The 23,098-nt window shown below is 39.2% G+C and carries 14 protein-coding genes, 1 tRNA gene and 1 pseudogene; 11 read left to right on the top strand and 5 right to left on the bottom strand.

Annotation, left to right across the window (positions count from 1 at the left end):
• Positions 1–5: 5 nt before the first annotated feature.
• Positions 6–428 (bottom strand): DUF2141 domain-containing protein, encoded by a 423-nt coding sequence (locus tag BN8908_RS09675; RefSeq protein WP_021987540.1) that lies wholly within the window; start codon positions 426–428, stop codon positions 6–8.
• Between the two features lie 433 nt (positions 429–861).
• Between BN8908_RS09675 and proC the strand changes: the two genes are divergently transcribed.
• Positions 862–1,662, top strand: a complete 801-nt coding sequence (proC, locus tag BN8908_RS09670; RefSeq protein WP_021987539.1) for a pyrroline-5-carboxylate reductase — start codon at positions 862–864, stop codon at positions 1,660–1,662.
• Positions 1,663–1,794: 132 nt separating this feature from the next.
• Here proC and BN8908_RS09665 read toward each other — a convergent pair whose 3' ends face one another.
• Both BN8908_RS09665 and BN8908_RS18710 read right to left on the bottom strand, forming a co-directional pair.
• On the bottom strand, positions 1,795–2,475 hold the full coding sequence (locus BN8908_RS09665; RefSeq protein ID WP_021987538.1) for a response regulator transcription factor: 681 nt from the start codon (positions 2,473–2,475) through the stop codon (positions 1,795–1,797).
• Entirely contained in the window at positions 2,472–2,942 is a 471-nt protein-coding gene (locus BN8908_RS18710) for a sensor histidine kinase (protein WP_161945861.1), read from the bottom strand. Before BN8908_RS18710 ends, BN8908_RS09665 begins: the two co-directional genes overlap by 4 nt.
• Before the next feature lie 1,030 nt (positions 2,943–3,972).
• Between BN8908_RS18710 and BN8908_RS09655 the strand changes: the two genes are divergently transcribed.
• The 6 genes and pseudogenes from BN8908_RS09655 to BN8908_RS09620 all read left to right on the top strand — a co-directional run bounded on the left by BN8908_RS09655 (position 3,973) and on the right by BN8908_RS09620 (position 13,623).
• Positions 3,973–5,439: a TlpA family protein disulfide reductase gene (locus BN8908_RS09655; RefSeq protein WP_068690281.1), complete on the top strand. Its 1,467-nt coding sequence runs from the start codon at positions 3,973–3,975 to the stop codon at positions 5,437–5,439.
• 376 nt (positions 5,440–5,815) lie between these two features.
• Positions 5,816–7,111 (top strand): TlpA family protein disulfide reductase, encoded by a 1,296-nt coding sequence (locus BN8908_RS09650; protein WP_148453260.1) that lies wholly within the window; start codon positions 5,816–5,818, stop codon positions 7,109–7,111.
• Between the two features lie 21 nt (positions 7,112–7,132).
• Positions 7,133–7,805: pseudogene (locus BN8908_RS18215) on the top strand (cysteine peptidase family C39 domain-containing protein); the annotation flags it as partial.
• A 542-nt stretch (positions 7,806–8,347) separates the two neighbouring features.
• Positions 8,348–9,232, top strand: coding sequence for a GLPGLI family protein (locus tag BN8908_RS09635; protein ID WP_161945860.1), 885 nt, complete (start codon positions 8,348–8,350; stop codon positions 9,230–9,232).
• An 85-nt stretch (positions 9,233–9,317) separates the two neighbouring features.
• Positions 9,318–11,954 carry a peptidase associated/transthyretin-like domain-containing protein gene (locus BN8908_RS09630; RefSeq protein ID WP_068690271.1) on the top strand — a complete coding sequence of 879 codons (2,637 nt, stop codon included), beginning with the start codon at positions 9,318–9,320 and terminating at the stop codon, positions 11,952–11,954.
• A gap of 802 nt (positions 11,955–12,756) precedes the next feature.
• Positions 12,757–13,623: a BRO-N domain-containing protein gene (locus BN8908_RS09620; RefSeq protein ID WP_068690267.1), complete on the top strand. Its 867-nt coding sequence runs from the start codon at positions 12,757–12,759 to the stop codon at positions 13,621–13,623.
• 664 nt (positions 13,624–14,287) lie between these two features.
• On the opposite strand, the gene BN8908_RS09615 is transcribed toward BN8908_RS09620, so the two are convergent.
• Positions 14,288–14,361, bottom strand: a tRNA-Pro gene (locus tag BN8908_RS09615).
• A 177-nt stretch (positions 14,362–14,538) separates the two neighbouring features.
• On the opposite strand from BN8908_RS09615, the gene BN8908_RS09610 reads away from it, so the two are divergent.
• The gene (locus BN8908_RS09610) at positions 14,539–15,552 is read left to right on the top strand and encodes a metallophosphoesterase family protein (RefSeq protein ID WP_068690265.1); all 1,014 of its coding nucleotides are present in this window, start codon (positions 14,539–14,541) and stop codon (positions 15,550–15,552) included.
• A gap of 116 nt (positions 15,553–15,668) precedes the next feature.
• Here the strand turns inward: BN8908_RS09610 and BN8908_RS09605 are convergent, their stop codons facing one another.
• Positions 15,669–17,171, bottom strand: a complete 1,503-nt coding sequence (locus BN8908_RS09605; RefSeq protein WP_021986507.1) for a potassium/proton antiporter — start codon at positions 17,169–17,171, stop codon at positions 15,669–15,671.
• A 162-nt stretch (positions 17,172–17,333) separates the two neighbouring features.
• Between BN8908_RS09605 and BN8908_RS09600 the strand changes: the two genes are divergently transcribed.
• The 3 genes from BN8908_RS09600 (at position 17,334) to BN8908_RS09590 (ending at position 22,454) form a co-directional block, all read left to right on the top strand.
• Complete coding sequence (locus BN8908_RS09600) at positions 17,334–19,583, top strand: cation:proton antiporter (protein WP_068690263.1); 2,250 nt, start codon at positions 17,334–17,336, stop codon at positions 19,581–19,583.
• A gap of 244 nt (positions 19,584–19,827) precedes the next feature.
• Entirely contained in the window at positions 19,828–20,049 is a 222-nt protein-coding gene (locus BN8908_RS09595; protein ID WP_021986505.1) for a hypothetical protein, read from the top strand.
• A gap of 29 nt (positions 20,050–20,078) precedes the next feature.
• Positions 20,079–22,454 carry an FtsX-like permease family protein gene (locus BN8908_RS09590; protein WP_068690262.1) on the top strand — a complete coding sequence of 792 codons (2,376 nt, stop codon included), beginning with the start codon at positions 20,079–20,081 and terminating at the stop codon, positions 22,452–22,454.
• The last annotated feature ends 644 nt before the right edge of the window (positions 22,455–23,098 follow it).

The following is a 23,098-nucleotide window of genomic DNA, read 5'->3' as shown; positions in this document are numbered from 1 at the left end:
CGTGTCTATTCTTTAATTTCGGGGTAGAATAATTTGATTTTGACATTTGTTGTGGTGTCTTGTTGTAGTTGGCAATTTTTTCTCCCGTATCCTTCTGCCGGCATACCTTGCTCATTCATGTCCATTTGCCAGTTTCCGTTTTCATCGTGAAAGACAGAAATTGTAAATTCTTTCCAGGGGATTGCTTTCAAGGTGATGCTGATATTCCCTTTATTGGCTTTTTCCTGATTGTATATCGGTTTCGAATCTTTGCCGGCTTGCGCCATGATTAAAATGCTTCCTTTATCGTTGCGGATACCGCGGATATCAACCTTTACATCCTGAGCAAATAATATTGAAAAACTACTCATGGTAAGGATGAAGAGTAATGCATATCTGAGGCATGACATTTGTCTGTTTGTGGAATTGAATTTCTGAATGGTTTTCATAATGAAATAGATTTAGTTGTGATTGTTAATCGGTTTATTTTATAAACTACATGTTGTTTAAAATAAGCAAGGAGTGCGCATCTCACTTGCTTGTGTTGCAAATATAAAATGGTTTATTTTATAAACCAAATAAAAATCAAAGAAAATGAGAAAAATTTTATAGGCAGGGTTTTCGGGAGATAAATAAGGATTATGTTTTCATTTTTAGATTTGTTCATTCTTTATATTCTCTGTAACTTGCCGCAATATTTGAATGGCATTTAATTGTAGATTGTAAATTCTGAATAAATGGTGAACAGATTTGCAATCAAATTGTTTTTTCATTTGAAATTGAATCCTGTTTTGGGTTTGTAGCAGAATGTGGGGAAAACAGGGAAGATTGCGGAGAAGAAAAGTGTGGGAACAGCATACTAATTACAAAAAATATATAGATATGAAAGTAGCATTGATTGGTGGAGGAAATATCGGCTCTTCCGTTGTAAAAGGATTGGTAAAGAGCGGGATTGTACAACCGGAAGATATGACGGTAACGAATATCATAATGGAGGCCATACAGCCTTTGAAGGATGAATTCGGGGTTCGCATTACGACGGACAACCGGCAGGCTATCCGGGATTCGGAAATTGTGATTGTGGCGTTGAAGCCTTATGTCGGACCGCGGGTTTTGGAAGAGTTGAAAGATTGTTTCGAGCCGGGACGTCATATTTTAATTTCTTTTATTTCCGGTAAGACCATTGCAGAGTTGAAAGCCATTGTCGGGAATATTCCTCTTTTTCGGGTGATGCCGAATACGGCGGCAGAGTTTTGTGAGTCGTTGACGGCTGTGGCTCATGCCGGAGAAAGTGAGGAGAATAAAGCCAAAGTCAGCCGTTTGTTCAGCAAGATGGGTTTATGTATCGAGATACCGGAAACGATGATGCCGGCGGTGACTGTATTGGCTTCCTGTGGAACCGCTTTTGCCTTGCGGTTTATGCGGGCGATGGCTCAGGGAGGTATCGAGATCGGCTTCAGTTCGGCACAGGCTCATCAGATTGCTTCCCAGGTTATGCTCGGTGCTGCAAAACTCATTCTGGAGACGGGGCATCATCCGGAAAGGGAAATCGATAAGGTATGTACTCCTAAGGGCGTGACAATTACGGCCATCAATACTATGGAACACAACGGTTTCAGTTCTTCTGTCATCAAAGGAATCACCGCCGGTTACGATCTGGTCAGTGGTAATGAAAGCAAATAATGGCGAAAGAGAAATGATTGTAGATTTTAAATTAAAATTTACAATTTCATACTCTTAATGAGAATTGTAGAATAGAAAGGTCGGCATATTTTGCTGACCTTTTATATTATGAGATTATTGACAGAAGGGAGATTAAAGTATGTTCATTTGATATCCAAGGCCTTTTATTGTGCTAATAGAGAGTTGTCTGTCATAATTTAATAATTTGCGTAATTTAAATATTAGGTTGTAGATACTTGCTTCTGCATCTGCGGAATACTTCTTTCCCCATAATGTTTTAGCCAGAAGATCCAATGATACCAGTGTATTTTGGTTTTCCCAAAATAACAGCAATGTATTTTTTTCCAAAGGGCTGAGTTTTTTGATGAGTAATTCATTACAGAACAATTCACTTGTTGTTGTATGAAATGTGTAGTTATTACCTATTTTGATTGTTGATGAAGATGATTCTTGCTGTGCAAAACGAAGGATATAAGCTTCCAGTTCTTTTATATCGAAGGGTTTCCGGATGTAACAGATTCCTCCGGCTGCAATTCCTTCTGTAATATAAGATATATCCGTGTGGGAAGAAACAAATAGTACAGGGATCCAAGGATATTTTCTGATAAGTTCCCGTGCTTTTTCGATTCCGTTATCATTTCCGATTTCGACATCTAATATTATAATTGCCGGTGAAAATTGTGAGATAATCTCTTCAACGGCAAACAGAGAGTTTTGGAAATGTACCTTATAGCCTAACAATGAAAGTCCGGAGGTGATAATATTTCCCAGGTGAATATCGTCGTCGATAAATAGTATCTTTATTGATTTCATGATTTGACTATTTTGTTTGGGAGCGTTATAGTAAAAGTGCTGCCTTTTTCAGGAACACTTTGCAGGTCAAGTTTGCCTCCGTGTATTTTTACAATTTGGCGGACGAACGCTAATCCGATGCCATGTCCTTTTACCACTGGGGCCTCTGCGGAGCGGAAGAACGAGCGGAACACTTTTTTCCGGTTATTCCGTGAAATTCCAATACCGTTGTCAGTAATGATAATACTGGTCTTTTCTTCAGACTGGGTACAAGCCATCGTAATAATCGGTTCATTTCCGGAATATTTAATAGCATTGTCGAATAAATTCCGGAGACAATTATCGAAATAGAACGGGTCGACATATAATAATTCTGTATTGGGAGGAATATTCAATGAGAAAGTAATCTTTTTTTCATTATAAATTATTCTGAATTCGTTTATAAGCTCTGTGCTGCGTGATTCAATATCATAGCTGCTTCGGTGCAAGATTATTTTTTTTTCATTTAGTCTGATTTCTGACAGTAATCGGTCGATATTGGCAGTTAAGTTTTTTATGTACAATTTTCCAATGATGAGTTGTTTTGATTTTTGGATATCTCCTTCGCTCAATTCAAGAACATTCAGCATGGAATAGACATAAGACAGGGGGGATTTCAAGTCATGTATAATTCTTCTTGTGTACTTCTTTTGTGATTGTAACCGACGGTTTTGCCGTCGTAATAACCACAGTAACATGAAAAAGATAAAAGAGAATATGATTACAGATATTTCTGTCAGACAGGCGGGAAGAAGCTCTCTCTCTGTAATACTGAAGGGTTTAAATAGAAATTGTAGATGATTTGTTTCCGGTAAAAATCCGAGTGAGATGCATTTTATTGTATTGTCGGGTATCTGTATGCTTTTTTCTCTGCAAAATAAAGGGTTGATGGTTTTGTTTTCATTGAGAATTTGTTTTTTATAAGCGTTGGGGTTCGAGGGGAGGATAAAATTATTTTTGGATTCTCTATGTACTGATTGTAAATTCGATTGATTTATGGAATCGGTTTTTTCCTGATGTTTTATAATGACATTCGAAGACCTTTCCAATCCATTTTCCCGAAAGATTTTGTTCCATTTTGTTATCCCGTTAATCCATATTGCTTGTGAAATGGTAAATAATGCCAAAACATAGAATACGGATATAACAAGATATTTTTTCATGTATTATAATATTATATATCAAGTGATAAATATTATACTAAAATAATGAACTATATTATTCGAATAATTCATGATTGAATTAGTTATTTGTTGATTGTGAGTTGTTTGTGTAGTGCAAATTTAATTGAAATAATATATTTTGATTAGATTGATTAGGTGAATTTTGTATTTTAATTAGATAATTATAGCGAATTGTATTGTATATTTATTGCCATAAATATACATTAATTTATTTAAAAAGCAAAATATGAGTGATAGCTTCTTTTGCTACTTTGTCAGCCTTTGGGTTTATTTTATAATTTAATACGATCATAGTATGTACAGAAAGGTTTTCTCTCTTTTGGTATTTTTAACAGGTTTAGTATTCCTGGTCAGTTGTACAAACCGTACGACAACCATTAGCGGTACGATTGATAAACAGACGAAGTTATTGTATAGCAATCCGGATTTGGCAGTGTGCTTTGATAATTTTTTGGATACGCTTGTACCGGATGATCAGGGAAGGTTTGAATTAAAATTCAATTTGAAAGAAGGGAGGTTTATGATTTTAAAAATGCCTGATTCCCGAAATAAATATTTTATTCCTGTTTTGCCGGGGGAACATTACGAAATATCTATCGGTAAAAACAACGAATTTTCGGTTGATGGAGCAAATAAAGAAGGGATAGCACTGTATCAATCCGTATTGAATTATGATCCATATACAATGAAATGGAGTATATTTAAAAATGATACACTCTCCCGTGATGAAATGATTAAAAAGATCAAGCAAGGAGAATTAACCCAATTCAAAAAATTACTGGACGATAAGGAAATTACTTCGTCCTTTTATAAATTAATAAATGATGACAGAGATTGTTTTTATGCTTTTGTTGCGGCTTGGTTGAATTTATGGGATATGTTGGCAATATATAGGAGGCCGGAAACCGACGAGAGTATTTTGGCAGAGAAAAATACGATGAAGCAGTTGCAAAATATTTTTGACCGGTATAAACCGGATGATAAAGATTTTATAAAATCTCCTTCATGGACAGAGTATGCATTGTTTATGTATACGGAAATTTATCTGCAATACTTAAAAAAGCATATCGACCGGGACCGTATAGAAAGCTTAATAGATCCTGAACAGCATTTTTCTTTTTGGTTTGAACAGACAAAGCAATCTTTTTCGGGTAATCGTTTAGAATCGGCCTTGGCTCTTTTAATATACAGAAAAGGTTCAGAGGTAGAGTCGAGTATTCCGGCTTATCGGTATTTTAAAGAAAAATATCCTGTCAGTCCTTATCTTAACTATTTTGAAGAACAAATGAATGAAACGATAGAGCTTTACACGGGGAATAAATCCGATCCTTCGATCCGCTTTACCGAAAACAGTGATAGTATAAACAGTTTATCAGCATTGATTTCCCGGTTTAAAGGGAAAAAATTGTATGTTGATGTATGGGCAACCTGGTGCGCTCCTTGTAGAAAAGAATTTCAATACAAGGATTCTTTGGAAATAATTTTAGAGCAGCATGATATAACCCCTCTTTATATATCATTGGATAATGAAAACCAGAATAAAAAATGGAAGGCCCTTGTTTATGCTAATCATTTAAAAGGGTTTCATTTTCGGGCAAACCAGGCTTTTATCGATGATTTGAAATTGTATTGGGGGGGAGAAAAAGGGAAAAAATCTTTTTTAATCCCCTGGTATATGCTTATCGATGAAAATGGAAATATTTTAGAAAAACATGCCAGGAGACCTTCTGAAATCGTAGCTACAAAACGTTTATCGGATTAACCGGAAATTTTCCGGTTTTTGGGGAAGATCATCGGATTTACTTGAATACTGAACGACAAAATTGAGTTTATGATTTTAAATTGGGTGTTTATTGGAGGAACATTGTAAATCAAAATCAATATCAATGACCGGAACCTGGGGTTGTGTTATAACTTTAATTGTGTATGATATGTATAGAAATGTCCTATTCCTTTCTGTCTTCCTGATCGGTTTATTTTTTATTTCCAGTTGTACAAACCATACGACAACCATCAGCGGTACGATTGATAAACAGACGAAATTATTGTATAGCAATCCTGATTTGGCGGTGTGTTATGATGGTTTTTTGGATACGCTTGTACCGGATGATCAGGGAAGATTTGAATTAAGACTCGATTTGAAAGAGGGGCGGTTTATTTTTATCAGAACTTCCGGTTCCAGATATAAATATCTTTTGCCTTTACAGCCGGGGGAGAAGTACAAAATATCTATTGATGAAAATAATGGACTTTTAGCCTATGGGCCGAACGAAGCAGGGATTGAATTGTATCAATCTGTATGGAATGAAGGCTTAAGGCCGATGGCAATGGATTGGGGGGCGTTTTTTGAAAATGATACTTTTTCCCGTGATGAGATGATTGAAAAAGTTAAACAGGAAGAATTGACCGGGTTTAAAAAGTTGCTGGATAACAAAAAAATTACCCGATCCTTTTATAAATTAATAGCTGGTGACAGAGATTGTTTTTATGCTTCGATTTCAGCAGAGTTGTATTTGCAAGATATGCTAAAAATATACAGGAGTCCGAAAACAGATAATAGCATTCTGGCAGAGGAAAATACGATGAAGCAGTTGCAAAATATTTTTGACCGGTATAAACCGGATGACAAAAATCTGATGAAATCTCCTTCATGGACGAAGTATGCATTGTCTATGTATACTAAATTTTATAAACAATATTTTGCAAAACACATAAATAGAGATAATATAGAGAGTTTAATAAATGCAGATTCGCATTTTTCTTTTTGGTTTGAACAAATCAGACAATCTTTTTCGGATGAAGCCTTAGAATCAGCTTTAGCTCTTTTAATATACAGGGCAGGACCTGAAAATAACGATGTAGTTGAGGCAAGTGTACCTGCTTTTGAATACTTTAAGGAAAAGTATCCGGCAAGTCATTATCTTCAATATTTTCAGTATTATATGAATAGAGCGATATTGTTTTATTCAGGAAATAAGCTGGATTCTTCGATTTATTTTATCGAAGCCGGAGACCGTATCAATAGCTTTTCGGAGTTGATTTTTCAATTGAGAGGGAAAAAATTGTATGTTGATATATGGAGAATTACCTGTGGTCCTTGCCGGGGAGAATTTCAATACAAGGATTCTTTGGAAATAATTTTAGAACAACATGATATAATCCCTCTTTATATATCATTGGATAATAATAATCAGGATAAAAAATGGAAGGCACTTGTTTATGCGTATAATTTAAGAGGTATTCATTTTCGGGCAAACCAGGCTTTTATCGATGATTTGAATAAACTTTATTTAGATGGTAAAAATCCGGGTGGAAATGAAAAAAAATCTTTTTCAATCCCTTGGTATATGCTTATTGATAAAAACGGACACATTGTAGAGAAACAGGCTAAAAGACCTTCTGAAATTATAGCTACAAAGCGTTTATTGAATTAACCGGAAAATTTTTCCGAAATGATGAAAAAATTTCCTTCCTATATCCAACTCGATGCGATGGATTGCGGTCCCACTTGCTTGCGTATGATTGTCAGGTATTATGGGAAACATTATAGTCTTCAAACTTTGCGTCAGTATTCATTTATTACGCGCGAAGGTGTGTCGATGTTGGGAATAAGCGATGCTGCAGAGCGGATCGGTTTTCGAACATCGGGGATAATATTTCATTTGAACAATTGGTAACAGATGCCTTGTTACCGTGTATCGTGCATTGGAGGCAAAACCATTTTGTTGTATGTTATGATATAAAAAAAGATAAAAATAATGGTCATCGGATATTTGTTGCTGATCCCGCCTTGGGTTTGGTCGTGTATAACGAAATGGATTTTAAAAATGTTGGATAAGTACGTCAAAGAATAATGAAAATAACGGTGTCATATTGCTTTTACAACCCGGTCCGGAATTTTACAACCATGAGGATGAGAAGGAGGAGTGTAAACACCGTAGTCTTCGTTTTTTTCTTCGTTATCTGACACCTTATAAAAGCCAATTTGTACAATTGGTATTGGGGATGGTGGTGGTGAGTATACTGCAATTTATTTTTCCGTTTCTTACTCAGTCGTTGGTCGACGTAGGTATCCGCGATGGGAATCTGGTTTTTATTACATCAATCCTGATTGCCCAATTGATTATTTTTTCGGAAAAGTAGAAAGTGTTTCAAGGGTTCCGACTGCGGAAGGGTTTTATGTTGTCGAAATAAATTTCCCCGATGGTATGAAGACAAATTATGGTAAAATATTACCTATAACTCAACAAATGCAAGGGAGCGGAGATATTATCACAGACGATTTGCGACTGATTGAACGTCTTTTATGCCCATAAAGAAATTGCTGAAAGAGCGATGGTTGTGAACCGAAGGCGGGTTTAAAGATTTGTAAATAGAGCCAACGCCAAAAATTCAGTCGAAAATTTATAATTTCGATTAGATTGGAGACGTGGTTTTGGTTAGATTGGATAGATAAATAATAGGTTTTGGTTAGATCGCTTCGTGGTTAAAAATGTATATTTATTATCTGTAAAAAGATCAGGTTTTTATACGATTGGATAAATGTTCATGGAGAATGATCAGACAGAGACTTTGCGTTGTTTGGGAATTTAGTGTTTGCATCCTAAATAATTATTATTAAGTTGCAAGATAATAAGTCATTGGTATTGAAACCGAAAATTATGTTGTGTATGAAAGTAAAATTATTTATTCTGCTTTGTTTTTTGTTTGTATTGGGCAATCAAGCGGTTGTTGCGCAGGAGAGGACTGTAGAGCCGGAGGTGGGGGAACCGGTTGTTTTGCGGCTGGTTTATACATTTACCCAACAAGCTGTGAAAGATCGCGAGTCGGTTTATATTACCGATACGATGGCACTGGAGGTCGGGATGAACGGGTCTGTATATTACGATTGGAATAAAAACCGGAGGGATTCGCTTGCAGCCATTCGATTTACGGAACCTGTCAATCATAAAATTACTTTAAGTGTGGATGAAAATGCTTTGCAGGTGCGGTTGGAAGCTCAAAAGCAGGTATACGATGTTTTGGATGCAGGTAAAGGACAATCTTACCGGATTTATAAAAAGAGAGATAAGGAAGAGGTCGTGACGATTGATGAGGGACCTTTGGAAGGCTTTGATACGGAAACTTATTTTCAGTTGACGGAGAACATCCCTCCCCAGGCTTGGAAGATGAGTAGTGATACATCGACCGTGTTGAATTATCTTTGCCAAAAGGCATCGGCTACTTTCCGGGGAAGAACTTATGTTGCCTGGTTTACATTGGATATTCCGATAAACGACGGACCGTGGAAATTTTACGGACTTCCGGGCATGATATTAAAGGTACAGGATACGGAAGGGCAGTTTTGTTGGGAAGTTATCGGGTTGCAAAATGTCCGTGATGAAATTTTGATACCGACCGATAGAAAGAAAATTCCCTGTAATTTGAAAGAATTGAGTGACTTTAAAAGGAATGAAAGGAGATATATATCTGTTGGTTTTGTGGAAAACGGAGGGGTTGTTTATTACAGGACGAAGAATCCGGTTACTTATTTTTCATTGGAAAGAGGAGATTAAACCGGTAAGCTTTTCTGCTATATTCAGAACGGAAAGAATTATTGGGAGTTCGAACGTGTCGGTTTTGTCACAGCATATTTGATGTATGAAATATCAGTTGGTTGTTTTTCTATTTTTACTTCCCTTGTTTTCTTTTGCTCAAAAAGAAATAAAAGGACGGGTAGTGGATAGAAAGACATTGAAACCGGTTCCGCTTGCCACGGTTACCCTACATCCCATTGGTTCACAAAACATTCTGGCTTATACGATGACTGCCGATGACGGAACGTTTTTTTTAAAAAAGGACTTGATGCCGGATTCTGTTGTCATTTCTGTAAGAGCAATGACAATCGAGACGCAGTCCAGACTAGTCAAAAGCGACGTCGGATTTGTGGAATTCCGGGTAACGGAAAAAACGACGGAGTTAAAAGAAGTTATTGTAAAGGCTCCTAAGATCAGGCAGACCGGTGATACACTCAATTATTCGGTAGCCGGTTTTGTGGATGCGACCGATCGCAGTATCGGTGATGTATTAAAAAAACTTCCAGGTATCCAGGTGTTGCCTTCCGGACAAATTCTGTATCAAAATAAGGCGATCAGCAAGTTCTATGTGGAAGGGCTTGATTTGCTGAAAGGTAAATACGGCATTGCGACCAATAATATAGATGCGTCTGATGTTGCAACGGTACAGGTACTGGAGAACCACCAACCTGTGAGGGTGTTGAAGGATATGGAATTACCTGAAGCCGCTGCGATCAATTTAAAACTTAAAGAGTCGGCTTTGGGGGCTTTTTTTGCGTCGGCACAGCTTGGGTTTGGATTGCCCCCAGCCTTGTTCAGTAACGAACTGGTCGGTATGCGGTTTACCCGAACCCAGCAGAATATGCTTGTGTATAAAGGGGATAATACGGGGCGTGATATTACCCGCGAACTGGTGTCTTTTTACGATGCTCCCGAGACCTCTGACAGGGAATTGCTGTCTGTACAATTACCGTCTGCTCCTCAAATTAAGGAACAGCATTTTTTGTTTAATGATGCCCACCTGATTTCCTTGAATGATTTAAGAACATTGAAAAAGGAGATGACCTTGACAGGAAATCTGAGTTTTATATATGATAAGCAGAAAAGCGACAGTTATTCCAAACGCGATATCTTTTTGGAAGATGCCGATACGATTCATATCGCGGAGGATATCGATATGAAATTTTTAAAACGGGAACTGGAAGGTTCTTTTACTCTGGAAGGGAATACGGAAGATTATTTTTTGAATAATACCTTGAACGTATCGACTAAGTGGAACAGCCGGAACAGCGATGTAGCGGATATAAAGCCGCCTCCTGTTTCGCAATATCTGAACTTACCTTCTTTTCACATCGGGAATGATTTTGAGTATATACACAGAAAAGGAAATAAGAGATACCGGATGGGAGCATCGTTTGCCTATACTTACCGGAATAATTTTTTGCGTGTCGTTCCGTCTTCTTTTGCTTCTTTACTTACAGATAACCAAGTCTCGGATTCGTCAATGCTCCAAAAGGTCGTTTATGATTACCTGGCGACAAAAGTATATATTTCCGGTGGGATTGATAAACAACGTATAACCGCATGGTATACTGCGGGTGTTTTTTATAATCGTTATCATCTTCGTTCCCGTCTTTATGCCGGTATTCCTTGGATGCCGATAGCCGCCGACAGTGTGCGCAATGATTTTATACGCAACGAGATCGGGTTGAAGATAACACCGACGTTTATGTTCAAGATATCTGCAAAGCTTAACACCCAACTTTCTTTGCCCGTAACTTATCTGATGCTTGACAGGAGCGACGAGGTCAGGCATAAGGAGCAGCGGAAAGGCAATGTGCTGTATGCTCCTTTTCTTTCGGTAGAATGCCCTTTTAGTCCCCGTATCAGTTTGTTTTCCAACGTCTCATATGCCAATAATCTTGGAGGTATCGAAGAGGATTACCGGGGGTATATAATGACGACTTACCGCACCATGAACCGTACTGGCGGTTTGATGAGCGAGGAGCGTAAGTTGAATGCATTCGTATATCTCAATTACAAAAATCCATTTACGACACTGTTTACATCGGTTCGTCTATCGTACTCCAATTTATGGAGAAACAGGCTCAGGGATATATATTATGATGGTATTTTGAGTCATACGACGAGTATTCGTCGTTCCAATACATGGCATTCTTACGGAATTAACTATTCGTTGGGGCAAAGTATCGATGTCCTTCGTTCCGAGGTGAAGTTGAGTACAGGTTATACCGTTAATCGGTATATCGTCTTGAATCAGGGACTGATTTCTAAAGTTAAATCCCGTTTGTTTTCCATATCTCCTTCCGTTGTCACGGATATCGGAAAATTCGCCGTTATTAAATATAAAATAAGTTATAATCAAAGTCGTAATAAAATCGCAGCAGCCCGAATGCCGGCGATCCATTATCTTGCACAAGATATATCCGCCTCTTTTATTCCTATGAAAAAATTAGTTCTGAATCTGTCGTTCAATCATTATTATAATAGTTTGCTGGAATCTTCAGACCGTTCGTCATGGTTTGGAAATATCGGGTTAAAATATGGATTTAAACGGGTAGATTTTATGCTTGACTGGAACAATATTTTCAATACGAGGCGATTTATAAACTATTCTTATAATGATGTGAGCAGTTACTATTCAGATTATCGTTTACGTTCCTCGGAAATTTTATTTCGAGTCCGGTTTAAGGTCTTTTGAAAGATAAGTTTCAAATGATGTGATAATGGATAAAATTTGCTGTGTTTTGCTATTTTATTTGCCAAATTTACATGGATTTCAGTACAAAATTGTTGCTTTTAAGGCAAGAAAAAAGGGGCTGTAAATCTATTGTTTGATTTACCCCCCTCTGATAATCAATTGTTTTTTTATTGTCGGGATAACAGGATTTAAACCAGCGACCACTCGCCCCCCCAGACGTTGAAATATGAATTGTATTTATTTGTATATCTGTATGTTGTGTGGGAAATTAAAGGCTGAGGATTTATATAACAGACAGGTATTTTGGCAATTCATTTCTGAATGGTTTGGTGCTTATGAGGATATAGGGAAGGTATCTGATAAGCTCTTTGATGTTACTTTTGAACAAATTAAATCAGTAAAAGATTTGGAAAATTGGTGTATGTGTCTCGCTAATAGTATTATCAATCTTCCCAACTTCATTAAAGACCAACTGTTCAAGTATAGAGAGAAACTGTTGGATACAGATTATCAGTATCATAAAGAATCCAAGATAGATTACAAAAGGCTTTCTCTCAATTTGCTGAGTATATGGGACAATCAGATTTAATGATAGAATTGACAGAGAAGATTGAAAAATACCTGTCTTGGAAATTTACAGAGTCCCCCGATGCTTACGACAAAGATTAGGGATTCAAAATAGTGGTGCGGATAACTCATTCAGACATGAGAATTAAATGGCTATAAGAAGCCAAGCGAGGAGTAAAATTTAGGATAACTCATTCCTAACAGGTATATTTGTAACAATCAAAAGCCGGGTGATATGACAAAGCAGAATGCAATAAAAATCTTCGAGGAGAAGAAAGTCCGTACAGTATGGGACAGTGATAAAGAGGAATGGTTTTTCTCTATTGTGGATGTGATCGAGGTATTGACAGATAGTGATAATCCACGCCGATATTGGAGTGACCTAAAACGTAAGCTGACAAAGGAGGGAAGTCAGTTGTACGCTGAAATCGTACAACTGAAAATGCCCTCGTCTGATGGTAAGTATTACAAGACAGATGTTGCTGATACTGAACAGTTATTCCGGTTGATACAGTCAATACCCTCTCCTAAAGCTGAACCTTTCAAATTATGGATGGCACAGGTAGCTAAGGAACGGTTAGATCAAATGCAAGACCCGGAACTGTCCATCGAACAGGCAATGCTGGACTATAAACGGTTGGGGTATTCTGACAATTGGATCAATCAACGGCTCAAAAGTATAGAAATCCGGAAAGATTTAACAGATGAGTGGAAACGTCACGGATTACAGGAGGGAGTACAGTTTGCTACATTAACTGATATCATCTATAAGACATGGGCGGGAAAGACAGCTAAGGAATATAAACAGTTCAAGGGGTTGAAGAAAGAGAACCTACGGGATAATATGACTAACAAAGAGTTGGTGTTGAATATGCTCGCAGAACTTTCTACTAAGGAAATATCAGAGGTACAAAACCCGGAATCTTTTGATGGGCATATAGACGTAGCCAAACAAGGTGGAACGATAGCCCTTAATGCCAGATTGGAATTAGAAAAGAAAACCGGAAAATCTGTCGTAACTCCCCTAAATGCAAAAGACGTTTTAGGGCTACAAAGCGGAGAAGTGGAAGATGTTGATTTAGACAGTGAAGAAGCAAATTAATAAAACTAAGGAATAATGATATCGAGGGAGCTGTTAGTGGTTCCCTTTTTTTGTATATACCTGTTGAAAAGAAAAGTAAGGAGTGAAAATAAAACGATACAGGGATTTATACCATCATCCCGAAGTATTTTATTCTACAATAAATATCTTTCCTTATAGAGACCAATAGAAGAATAAAAGTGATGAGGGGGTGATTGTCGGATTCGATAGATTGAAAATATTATAACTCATAAAAAGTAAGTACAGAGGATATCATATACAGGTGGTGATGTTATCAAATGATGAAAAGGACGATAGATATACAAACGTTTAATTTTGACTCATCATAAAAATTTGAATCGAGGAGATTATTTGATTGATGACAGAGAAAATAATGGTGCCGGGCAATTTGAGGGAGAATTAATTTTGTTCGGTTCAGACAAATTCCCGGATTGGAATAAAGTACAGGATTATTTATTGTAGGATTGTTGATGCTTTATTCATGTTAGGTGTAGATTCCCCTGAATTGCATAAAACCGGGGTTTCATGTGAATAAATACCAAATGAATTTAGTATTGCGATTGCTATCTGATTAGATTAAGTTTCCCGAAAAGTGTAATCAAAATGTAATCGTTGTAATAAAAAAGAGGTCAGACTTTTGGTCTAACCTCTTGATTTCCAGTAGTCGGGATGACAGGATTTGAACCTGCGACCACTCGCCCCCCAGACGAGCACTCTACCGGGCTGAGCTACATCCCGAAATGCGGGTGCAAATATAATGGGAATATTTTAATTTGGCAACAGGATGAGGAAAAATATCTCCAAAAAACCGATTTCGGAAGCTGATTTTACGGATAAAACGGGTTGAAAATGTTTTAATTTATTTAATTTTACCTGCCGAATGAAAAGGAGACTAATTTTTGACATTGGACGAGTATGGCATTTATACGTATAATAAATAAATTTATTCTGGTGTTATTGTTTGGAACGGTCGTCGTATCGACGGAGGCACAAAAAACTGTGCTGAAATTCAATCCGGATGGAACGTTTAAAATTGTACAATTTACAGACGTACATTTCAAATACGGTAATTCAAATTCCGATATTGCGTTGGAACGGATGAGGCAGGTATTGGATATCGAAAAACCGGATCTGGTGATTTTCACCGGAGATGTGATTTATGGAAAACCGGCGTCAGAAGGTATGAAGACGGTGTTGAATGTGGTGGTGGAACGTAAAATACCTTTCGGAGTCGTCTATGGAAATCATGATGACGAGCAGGGGATGGATCGTCAGGAGTTATTGCAGGTGATACAATCTGTACCTTTTAATTTGACGGAACAGACGGAGGGTTTGAGCGGAGTGAGCAATTATATTCTTCCGGTGAAATCTGCTGACGGGAGTCGGGATGCTTTGATTCTGTATTGTTTGGATTCTCATTCTTATTCTTCGGTGAAGGGAGTCGGCGGTTATGATTTTCTGAAGTTTGATCAAGTCGATTGGTATTTGAAGAATAGTACGGCTTATACAAAAGTAAACGGAGGAAAGCCTTTGCCTTCGCTGGCTTTTTTTCATATCCCATTGCCGGAATACAGCCGGGCGGCTGCGGCAGAAGGAGCGATCCTGATCGGTGCCCGGATGGAGCCTGCCTGTGTTCCGCAGCTGAATACCGGTATGTTTGCCGCGATGAAGCAAAGCGGGGATATAATGGGTGTTTTTGCCGGACATGATCATGATAATGATTATGTGGTGTATTGGAGAGATATTTTGTTGGCTTACGGGCGTTATACCGGAGGGAATACGGTATACAATAATATTCAGAACGGTGCCCGGGTGATCGAATTGAAAGAAGGAGCCCGGGAGTTTAAGACCTGGATCCGTCAAAAAGACGGTGTTGTCAATCCGGTGGATTTTCCTGCTACTTTTCAGAAAAAAGGAGATCCGGAATAAGTATTGATTTATGATTTTGGATTGTTGATTTACGATTGTTGATTTACGATTGTTTTGAGAAGGGCAGGTGGCAGATTTTGGGTTGAGTTTATAAGTTTTTCCATTTCCCTTTCCCTTTAGTTTCTTCGGATGGTGTATTCTTCTATACCGAGATCGGCAAGGGTATGTTGTAAATCCTCCTCATTGTCGGAAAGGAGCAGGAGCTTGTCTCCGGCAAGAAGCCGGGTGGAACCGTTGGGAACAAAATAGCTGTCGTATCGTTTGATCATAATGACGAGTGTATTGGGGGGAAGGTGCAGTTTATGGAGGTGGTCGCCGTCGATTAACAGGTCCGGCATAACGGTAACTTCTGCAATGACCGATTTGATGTTTTCAGCGAGAGCCATATTGAATTCGTCCGGCAGGTTCTTTACCGGCTGTGATAAACCGAGTAGTTTTGCCGAGATAGATACTGTCGTACCTTGTAGTAACAGGGAAAGAATGGTAATGAAGAATACGATATTGAATATTTGTCGGGCACCCGGTATGTCGGCCAAAAGCGGATAAGTTGCAAAAATGATAGGTACGGCTCCCCGTAAACCGATCCAGGAGGTAAATAAACGTCCTTGCCATGTCATTTTCCGGAAAGGGAGTAAACACAGAAAGACGGCAAGCGGCCGGGCGATGAATATCAGAAAACCTCCGATCAGCAGACCGATAGGAGCTATCCCCCATAGTTCTGCCGGGTTTACCAGTAGGCCTAGTGCCAGGAACATAATGATCTGGAATAACCAGGCGATACTGTCGAAAAAGTTACTGATATTTCTTTTGTAAACAATCTGATGATTTCCGACGATCAGGCCGGTGATGTAAACGGCCAGATAGCCATTGCCTTTCAGGAGATCGGTGATGGAGAATGTAAAGAATACGAATATCAGTAATATGATTTGATAGAGGGAATTGTTTGTCAGGCAGATGTGATTGATGATGTATATGGCCAGACGTCCGAGCAGGTAACCGGTGGCGATTCCGATACTGAATTGTAAAAATAGAGAGAGAAAGATATAATTCCAGCTCATTTCACCCGATTGCAGTACCTGTAAGAGGAGTATGGTGAGCATATAAGCCATCGGATCGTTACTTCCGCTTTCGAGCTCGAGCAGAGGGCGCATGTTTTGTTTCAGGTGAAGGCCTTTGGAACGCAGAATATTGAAAACGGAGGCCGAGTCGGTGGAAGACATGACGGCTGCCAGTAACAGACAGCCGGCTAAAGGCGTGATAAGATTGGGATAGAAGTATCCGACCAGCCAATATATAAAATATCCGGTAAACAACATGGTAAATAGTACACCCAGGGTGGCCAGTATAATACCTTGAGGTATAATTGGACGGATATCGTTGATCTTGGTATCCATGCCGCCCGAAAACAGAATAATACACAGAGCTAAAGTGCCGATGAATTGGGCTTCCGAGGCATTGTGAAATTGGATGCCTATACCGTCGCTTCCAAAGATCATGCCGACAACCAGGAAAAGGAGCAATACCGGAACGCCCAGTTTATATCCGGTACGGCCGACAATCAGGCTTACAAAAAGGAGGGTGGAACCGATAAGTAATATATTTCCGGTAGTGAATGACATACGATTGTTTTTTTTGTGTAAACGCATGAAAAAGAAAAAATGTTTTGTCTTTTTTCTGTTGGGGAAACTTTGCGAAATGTTTGTTTTTCGATAAAAAGAAAATTGAAAAGAGGTAGCGGTTTGTATTGAAATATCTATTTTTGTAGATCAATTTGACGACGTATGTCTCACTTGCCTACTTTAATTAGTGACCTTGCTTTGATACTGGTGGCGGCCGGTGTGGTTACCCTTATTTTCAAACGGTTGAAACAACCGTTGGTATTGGGATATATTGTTGCCGGTGTAATTGCCGGCCCTCACATTTCTTTTACACCAACAGTGATAGATACGGCAAATATTCAAACCTGGGCGGATATCGGCGTTGTCTTTTTGTTGTTTGCTCTCGGGTTGGACTTCAGCTTTAAAAAATTGATGAAGGTGGGGGGACCTGCTGTGATTGCTGCAGTGACGATTATAGTCGGGATGATCATGCTGGGAATGCTGGTTGGTTCGTCTATGGGGTGGAAACGGATGGATTGTATCTTTTTAGGAGGGATGTTGGCGATGTCTTCGACGTCTATTATTTATAAGGCGTTGAATGATATGGGACTGCGTACACAGCGGTTTGCCGGTTTGGTTTTGGGAATATTGGTCATTGAAGATTTACTGGCGATTGTATTGATGGTGTTGTTATCGACGATGGCAGTAAAAAATAATTTCGAAGGAACGGAAATGATATACAGTATCGGTAAATTGTTTTTTTTCCTTATGTTGTGGTTTATTATCGGCATTTATATCATACCGACTTTTTTCCGGAAAACGAAATTGCTGATGAATGACGAGATGTTGTTGATCGTGGTTTTGGGAATGTGTCTGTTGATGGTGGTGATTGCGACCTATGTGGGTTTTTCTTCTGCTTTGGGGGCTTTTGTCATGGGGTCTATATTGGCGGAGACGATGGAGGCCGAAAAAATCGAACATTTGGTGAGACCGGTAAAAGATTTGTTTGCAGCCATCTTTTTCGTTTCGGTGGGCATGTTGATTGATCCCGGGATGATTTGGGAATATATCGGTCCGATTTTATTGATCACCTTAACTGTTCTGACCGGACAGTCTGTTTTGGGAACTTTTGGGGTGGTTTTATCCGGACAGCCATTGAAAGTGGCGATGCAATGCGGTTTTTGCCTTTCACAGATCGGAGAATTTGCTTTTATCATTGCTTCTTTAGGGATTGCTTTACATGTGACCGATGGTTTTTTATATCCGATTGTTGTGGCCGTATCGGTGATTACGACCTTTTTGACACCCTATATGATACGGTTGGCCGAACCTGCTTATCCGTATGTCGAACGTAAACTTCCCAAAAGATGGAAAAGGATATTGGAGCGTTATACATCCGGTACACAGGTAGTGAATCACGAAAGTAACTGGAAAAAACTACTGATGGCTTTGGGAAGGATCGTGATCGTTTATTCTGTGATTATTATTGCGGAATTGATTCTGGCCTTTAGTTTATTAGTGCCTTTTATCCGGAATCATATTCCGGGAATATGGGGGAATATAGTGAGTGCCGTGTTGATAATCGCTTGTATGGCTCCTTTTTTACGCGCGATTGTCGCTAAAAAAAATCATTCGGTGGAGTTTCAGATATTGTGGGAAGACGGTCGTTTTAACCGGGGATATTTAGTGTCGTTGATCGTATTCCGGTTTGTATTGGCGATGTTTTTCGTTATGTTTGTCGTTTCGGCTTTGTTTAAAATATCGGTGGGTTTGTTGATCGGGATAGCCGGAATGGCTGTTGCCGGAATGATCTATTCCCGTTATCTGAAAAAACAGTCGATATTGATTGAACGCCGGTTTTTGCGTAATCTGAACATTCGGGATATCAGTGCCCGGCCGTCAGGTAAAGCCGTGCCCCGATTTGCCGGAAATCTGTTGTCCCGCGATTTGCATATGGCCGATTTTATCGTTCCCCAGGAATCGAAATGGGCGGGAAGAACTTTGGCGGATTTGAGGTTGAAAACCCGTTTCGGAGTGCAGGTTGTTGCTCTTTTCCGGGGTAATTATTGTTTGAATATTCCGGGAGGAAAAGAACGTATCTTTCCGCGGGATCGGATTCAGATAATCGGAAGTGATGAGCAATTGTTGAAATTCGGAGAATATTTGGAACAGCAGGTTATTCCGGAGGAAGATTGTGATTTGAGTCAAAGTGCTGTAAACTTACGGCAGTTTATTATAGATGCCGAATCGGTATTTTCCGGAAAAACCATTGAGGAGTCCGGTATTCGTGAACAATATCGTTGTCTTATCGTCGGTTTGGAACGTGGGGATACCTCTTTGCATGATCCGACAGCCGATACTGTATTGGAAGAAGGAGATCTGGTATGGATCGTCGGAGAAGACAGTAATATTTACCGGCTTATTCACGGTTAATCTTTTTTATTTTAAATTGACTTATACGCTTTTCTTGCAAAAAAGACCGTAAATCATAATTGTATGAGTTGTGGCTGAAATTACACAGTGCATCTTTCCCGGTATGTCATTTTTTTAGACACGTTTGTCTAATTCTTTTACGTAAATGTAAATTTTAAATACATTTAAATCTCTAATAATCAGGTTGTTGTATTGAGTGGTATGTATTTTGATGTATATAATTGAATTTTAATCTTTAAAATATATGTGGCTTCAAGTCAGGGAATTTATCCGGTTGAAACGAAATAAACCGTTTTCTTTTATTGTAAATAATATCGGAATGTCTTTGGCTTTTACAGCTTTGATTATATTGTTCACTTATGCTCTGGCGTTTGTGATTATGCTCATCATTGCCGTCTTGAGCGTGAGCGTTCTCACCTGGAAAGCTGCCACGGCCAATCCGGTCGATTCGCTGAGAACGGAATAGCACTTAGAGAAAACTTAATTTTTTTTGTTATGTGGACATCTTTGAAAGAACTCATTTGGGAAAAACGGAACCGGCCTTTTACTTTTATCGTGAACGTCGCCGGTTTGATTCTGGCCTTTACGGCTGTCATCGTCATGTATACTCATCTAATCGGCGAATGGAATCATGATGCAGATGTGGAGCATCGGAAAGATATCGTGCGGGTGGAGATGTCCTGGGGGCTGACTGGAGGAGCATACGCTCCTTGGTTGGGCGACGTTATGCCGGAAGTGGAACAATACTGCCGGATTTTTCTGGATAACAATGCCGCGGTACATGTGCCGGCTCAACAGGAGACGGAGGAAGTGTTTATCCGGGAAAAAGTTTTTCTGGTCGATTCCACTTATGCTTCCTTTTTTTCCCTCCGCATGGTCCGGGGAGATTCCACTTACCGTCCCGACGGAGTTCTGCTGAGTGAATCGGCGGCAAAACAGTTGTTCGGCGAGTCCGATCCTATCGGAAAAACTTTAATCCTCCGGCATAACATTCCTTTGACCGTACAAGCTTTATTTAAAGACATAAAAAATCCGGGAATCCGAAGCCCCCGGATTCTGGGAATGCTGGAAACGGCCAATCGTTTGTTTGGGAGTAAGATGACGGAAGAGTGGGATTTCGCAAATTTCGAAACCTACCTCCGGTTAAAACCCGGTACCGACAGAATACAATTTACCGGGAAATTCAAGCAGCTATATGCCGCTAAATTGAAAGAAATCGGTTATAAAGAGGATCAGATTTCGCAGTCCGTAAACCAGGATTTGATACGCAACTACACGGATATTTATTTCGATAACGAAGTTTTGGGATTTGCTGATCACGGCAATTATAACGACCTCCGTATTTTGATGATGCTTACCATCCTGGTCCTGGGAATAAGTATTATCAATTATGTCAATATCGCTACGGCTAAAGTAGCTGAAAAATCCCGTACGATCGGGATGAAACGGATATTGGGTGCCGGGCGGACCTCCCTGATAGCCTTCCTTGTATTCGATTCGGTTTTTACCTGTTTTATAGCGATGGGCGCGGCTTGGGCGCTAGCCCAGGGACTGGCCTTTTTCCTGCAACAGTGGATCGGTCTGGGGGATATGTCTCAACTCACCTTTTGGTCTGCTCTGGTATTGTGGGTAGCCGTGCCTTTACTTTGCGGTTTGTTATCCGGTATATTTCCGGCCTTTTATCTCACTCGGTTGAACCGATTCGACACGATGAATTCGCAGAGAAACGAAAGCCTGGCTTTGCAGCGGTTTAAAAGCGGATTGATGATTCTACAGTTTGCCGTTTCGATGGGATTGATCATATCCACACTTTTTATCTATAAACAGGTAAATTACATGAAGCATTTCGACACCGGATATGACCGGAAGAATATTGTCGTGGTGCATGGGAACCGGGAACAGGTTTTGTATAGTAAATATCCCGGTTTTAGAACGGCTTTATTGCAAAATCCGGCGGTACTGAAAGTAGGAGCTTCCAAAGATCCGATTTACAACATCCGGGAAAGGGGTTTTCACCTGGATGTGAGCGGTTGGGATAATAAAGGAGCCGCGTATGTTACCTGGGTAGATGTTCCCTTTCTGGATTTAATGGGTTTGAAAATCCTGGAAGGAGAAGGTTTTCATGAGGCAGACCAAGTGATAAAAGACATCGGTTGGAGCATCAATCAAAAATTTATTATCAATCAGCGGATGGCGAAGGAAATCGCATCCTTAGCTCCTGGGCAGAATTATTTGGGAGGTAACCGGATCGGCGTGGTAAAAGATTTCAATTTCAGGTCGATGCATGAACCGGTTAGTCCGATGTACCTGGGTTTGCTAGGCGGTTTTAATAGTCAAATCGATGTTTACATCCGCATTGCGCCTGAAAACCGGGAAAAAGCCCTGCAGTATATTGAGAGTTGTTATCGGGAGTTTTACCCGGGAACTTTGTATCAGTATAGTTTTATGGAGGACGATTACGCCCGGCTTTACGGTTCGGAAGATGTTTTTGCTTTGAAGTTGCTCTTCTTTTCGGTTTTGTCGGTTGTCATCGCCTGTCTGGGATTGCTGGCTTTTGTGGTATTTTTTATCGAACAGAAAACGAAAAGCATCGGTTTACGCAGAGTAATGGGAGCTACCGAATTCCAGATTATGGGGTTGCTGAACCGTAATTTCCTGATTCGTTTGCTGGCCGGTTTCGTTTTGGTATGTCCGGTGGCCTATTTTGTGGTTTTGCGCTGGTTATCGGATTTCGCCTATAAAACGGAATTAAGCTGGTGGGTATTTGCTGGGGCTTTTATATTGATGTTCGTTATAGCCTTGCTCTGTGTAAGTATGCTGACTTGGAAAGCTGCTACGGCAAATCCTGTGAATTCTCTGAAAAATGGGTAATTTTGTGTCCGGATAAATCCGAGATAACACACCGGGACGGACTCATTGTGTAATTTACGATTTATGATTTTTGATTTACGATTGGGGAGATTGCTGATTTGTAGAGGAGTTTCGAAGAGGTTGTTTCTGATTTTAAATTTTAGATTTTAAATTGTAAAATGGGTAGGGAGAAAATAACACACCGGGACGGACTCATTGTGTAATTTACGATTTATGATTTTTGATTTACGATTGGGGAGATTGTTGATTTGTAGAGGGGTTTTGGAAGAGATGGTTTCTGATTTTAAATTTTAGATTTTAGATTTTAAATTGCAAAATGGGTAGGGAGAAAATAACACACCGGGACGGACTCATTGTGTAATTTACGATTTATGATTTTTGATTTACGATTGATGTGGATATTGATCTGTATAGAGTTTTGGAAGAGGTTGTTTCTGATTTTAAATTTTAGATTTTAGATTTTAAATTGCAAAATGAGTAGGGAGAAAATAACACATTGGGACGGACTCATTGTGTAATTTACGATTTATGATTTTTGATTTACGATTGGGGAGATTGCTGATTTGTAGAGGAGTTTCGAAGAGGTTGTTTCTGATTTTAAATTTTAGATTTTAAATTGTAAAATGGGTAGGGAGAAAATAACA

It is taken from the genome of Culturomica massiliensis (assembly GCF_900091655.1).
Lineage (GTDB): Bacteria > Bacteroidota > Bacteroidia > Bacteroidales > Marinifilaceae > Culturomica > Culturomica massiliensis.
Note: the sequence above shows the minus strand (reverse complement) of the source record. Positions and strands in the feature narration are given on the sequence as shown.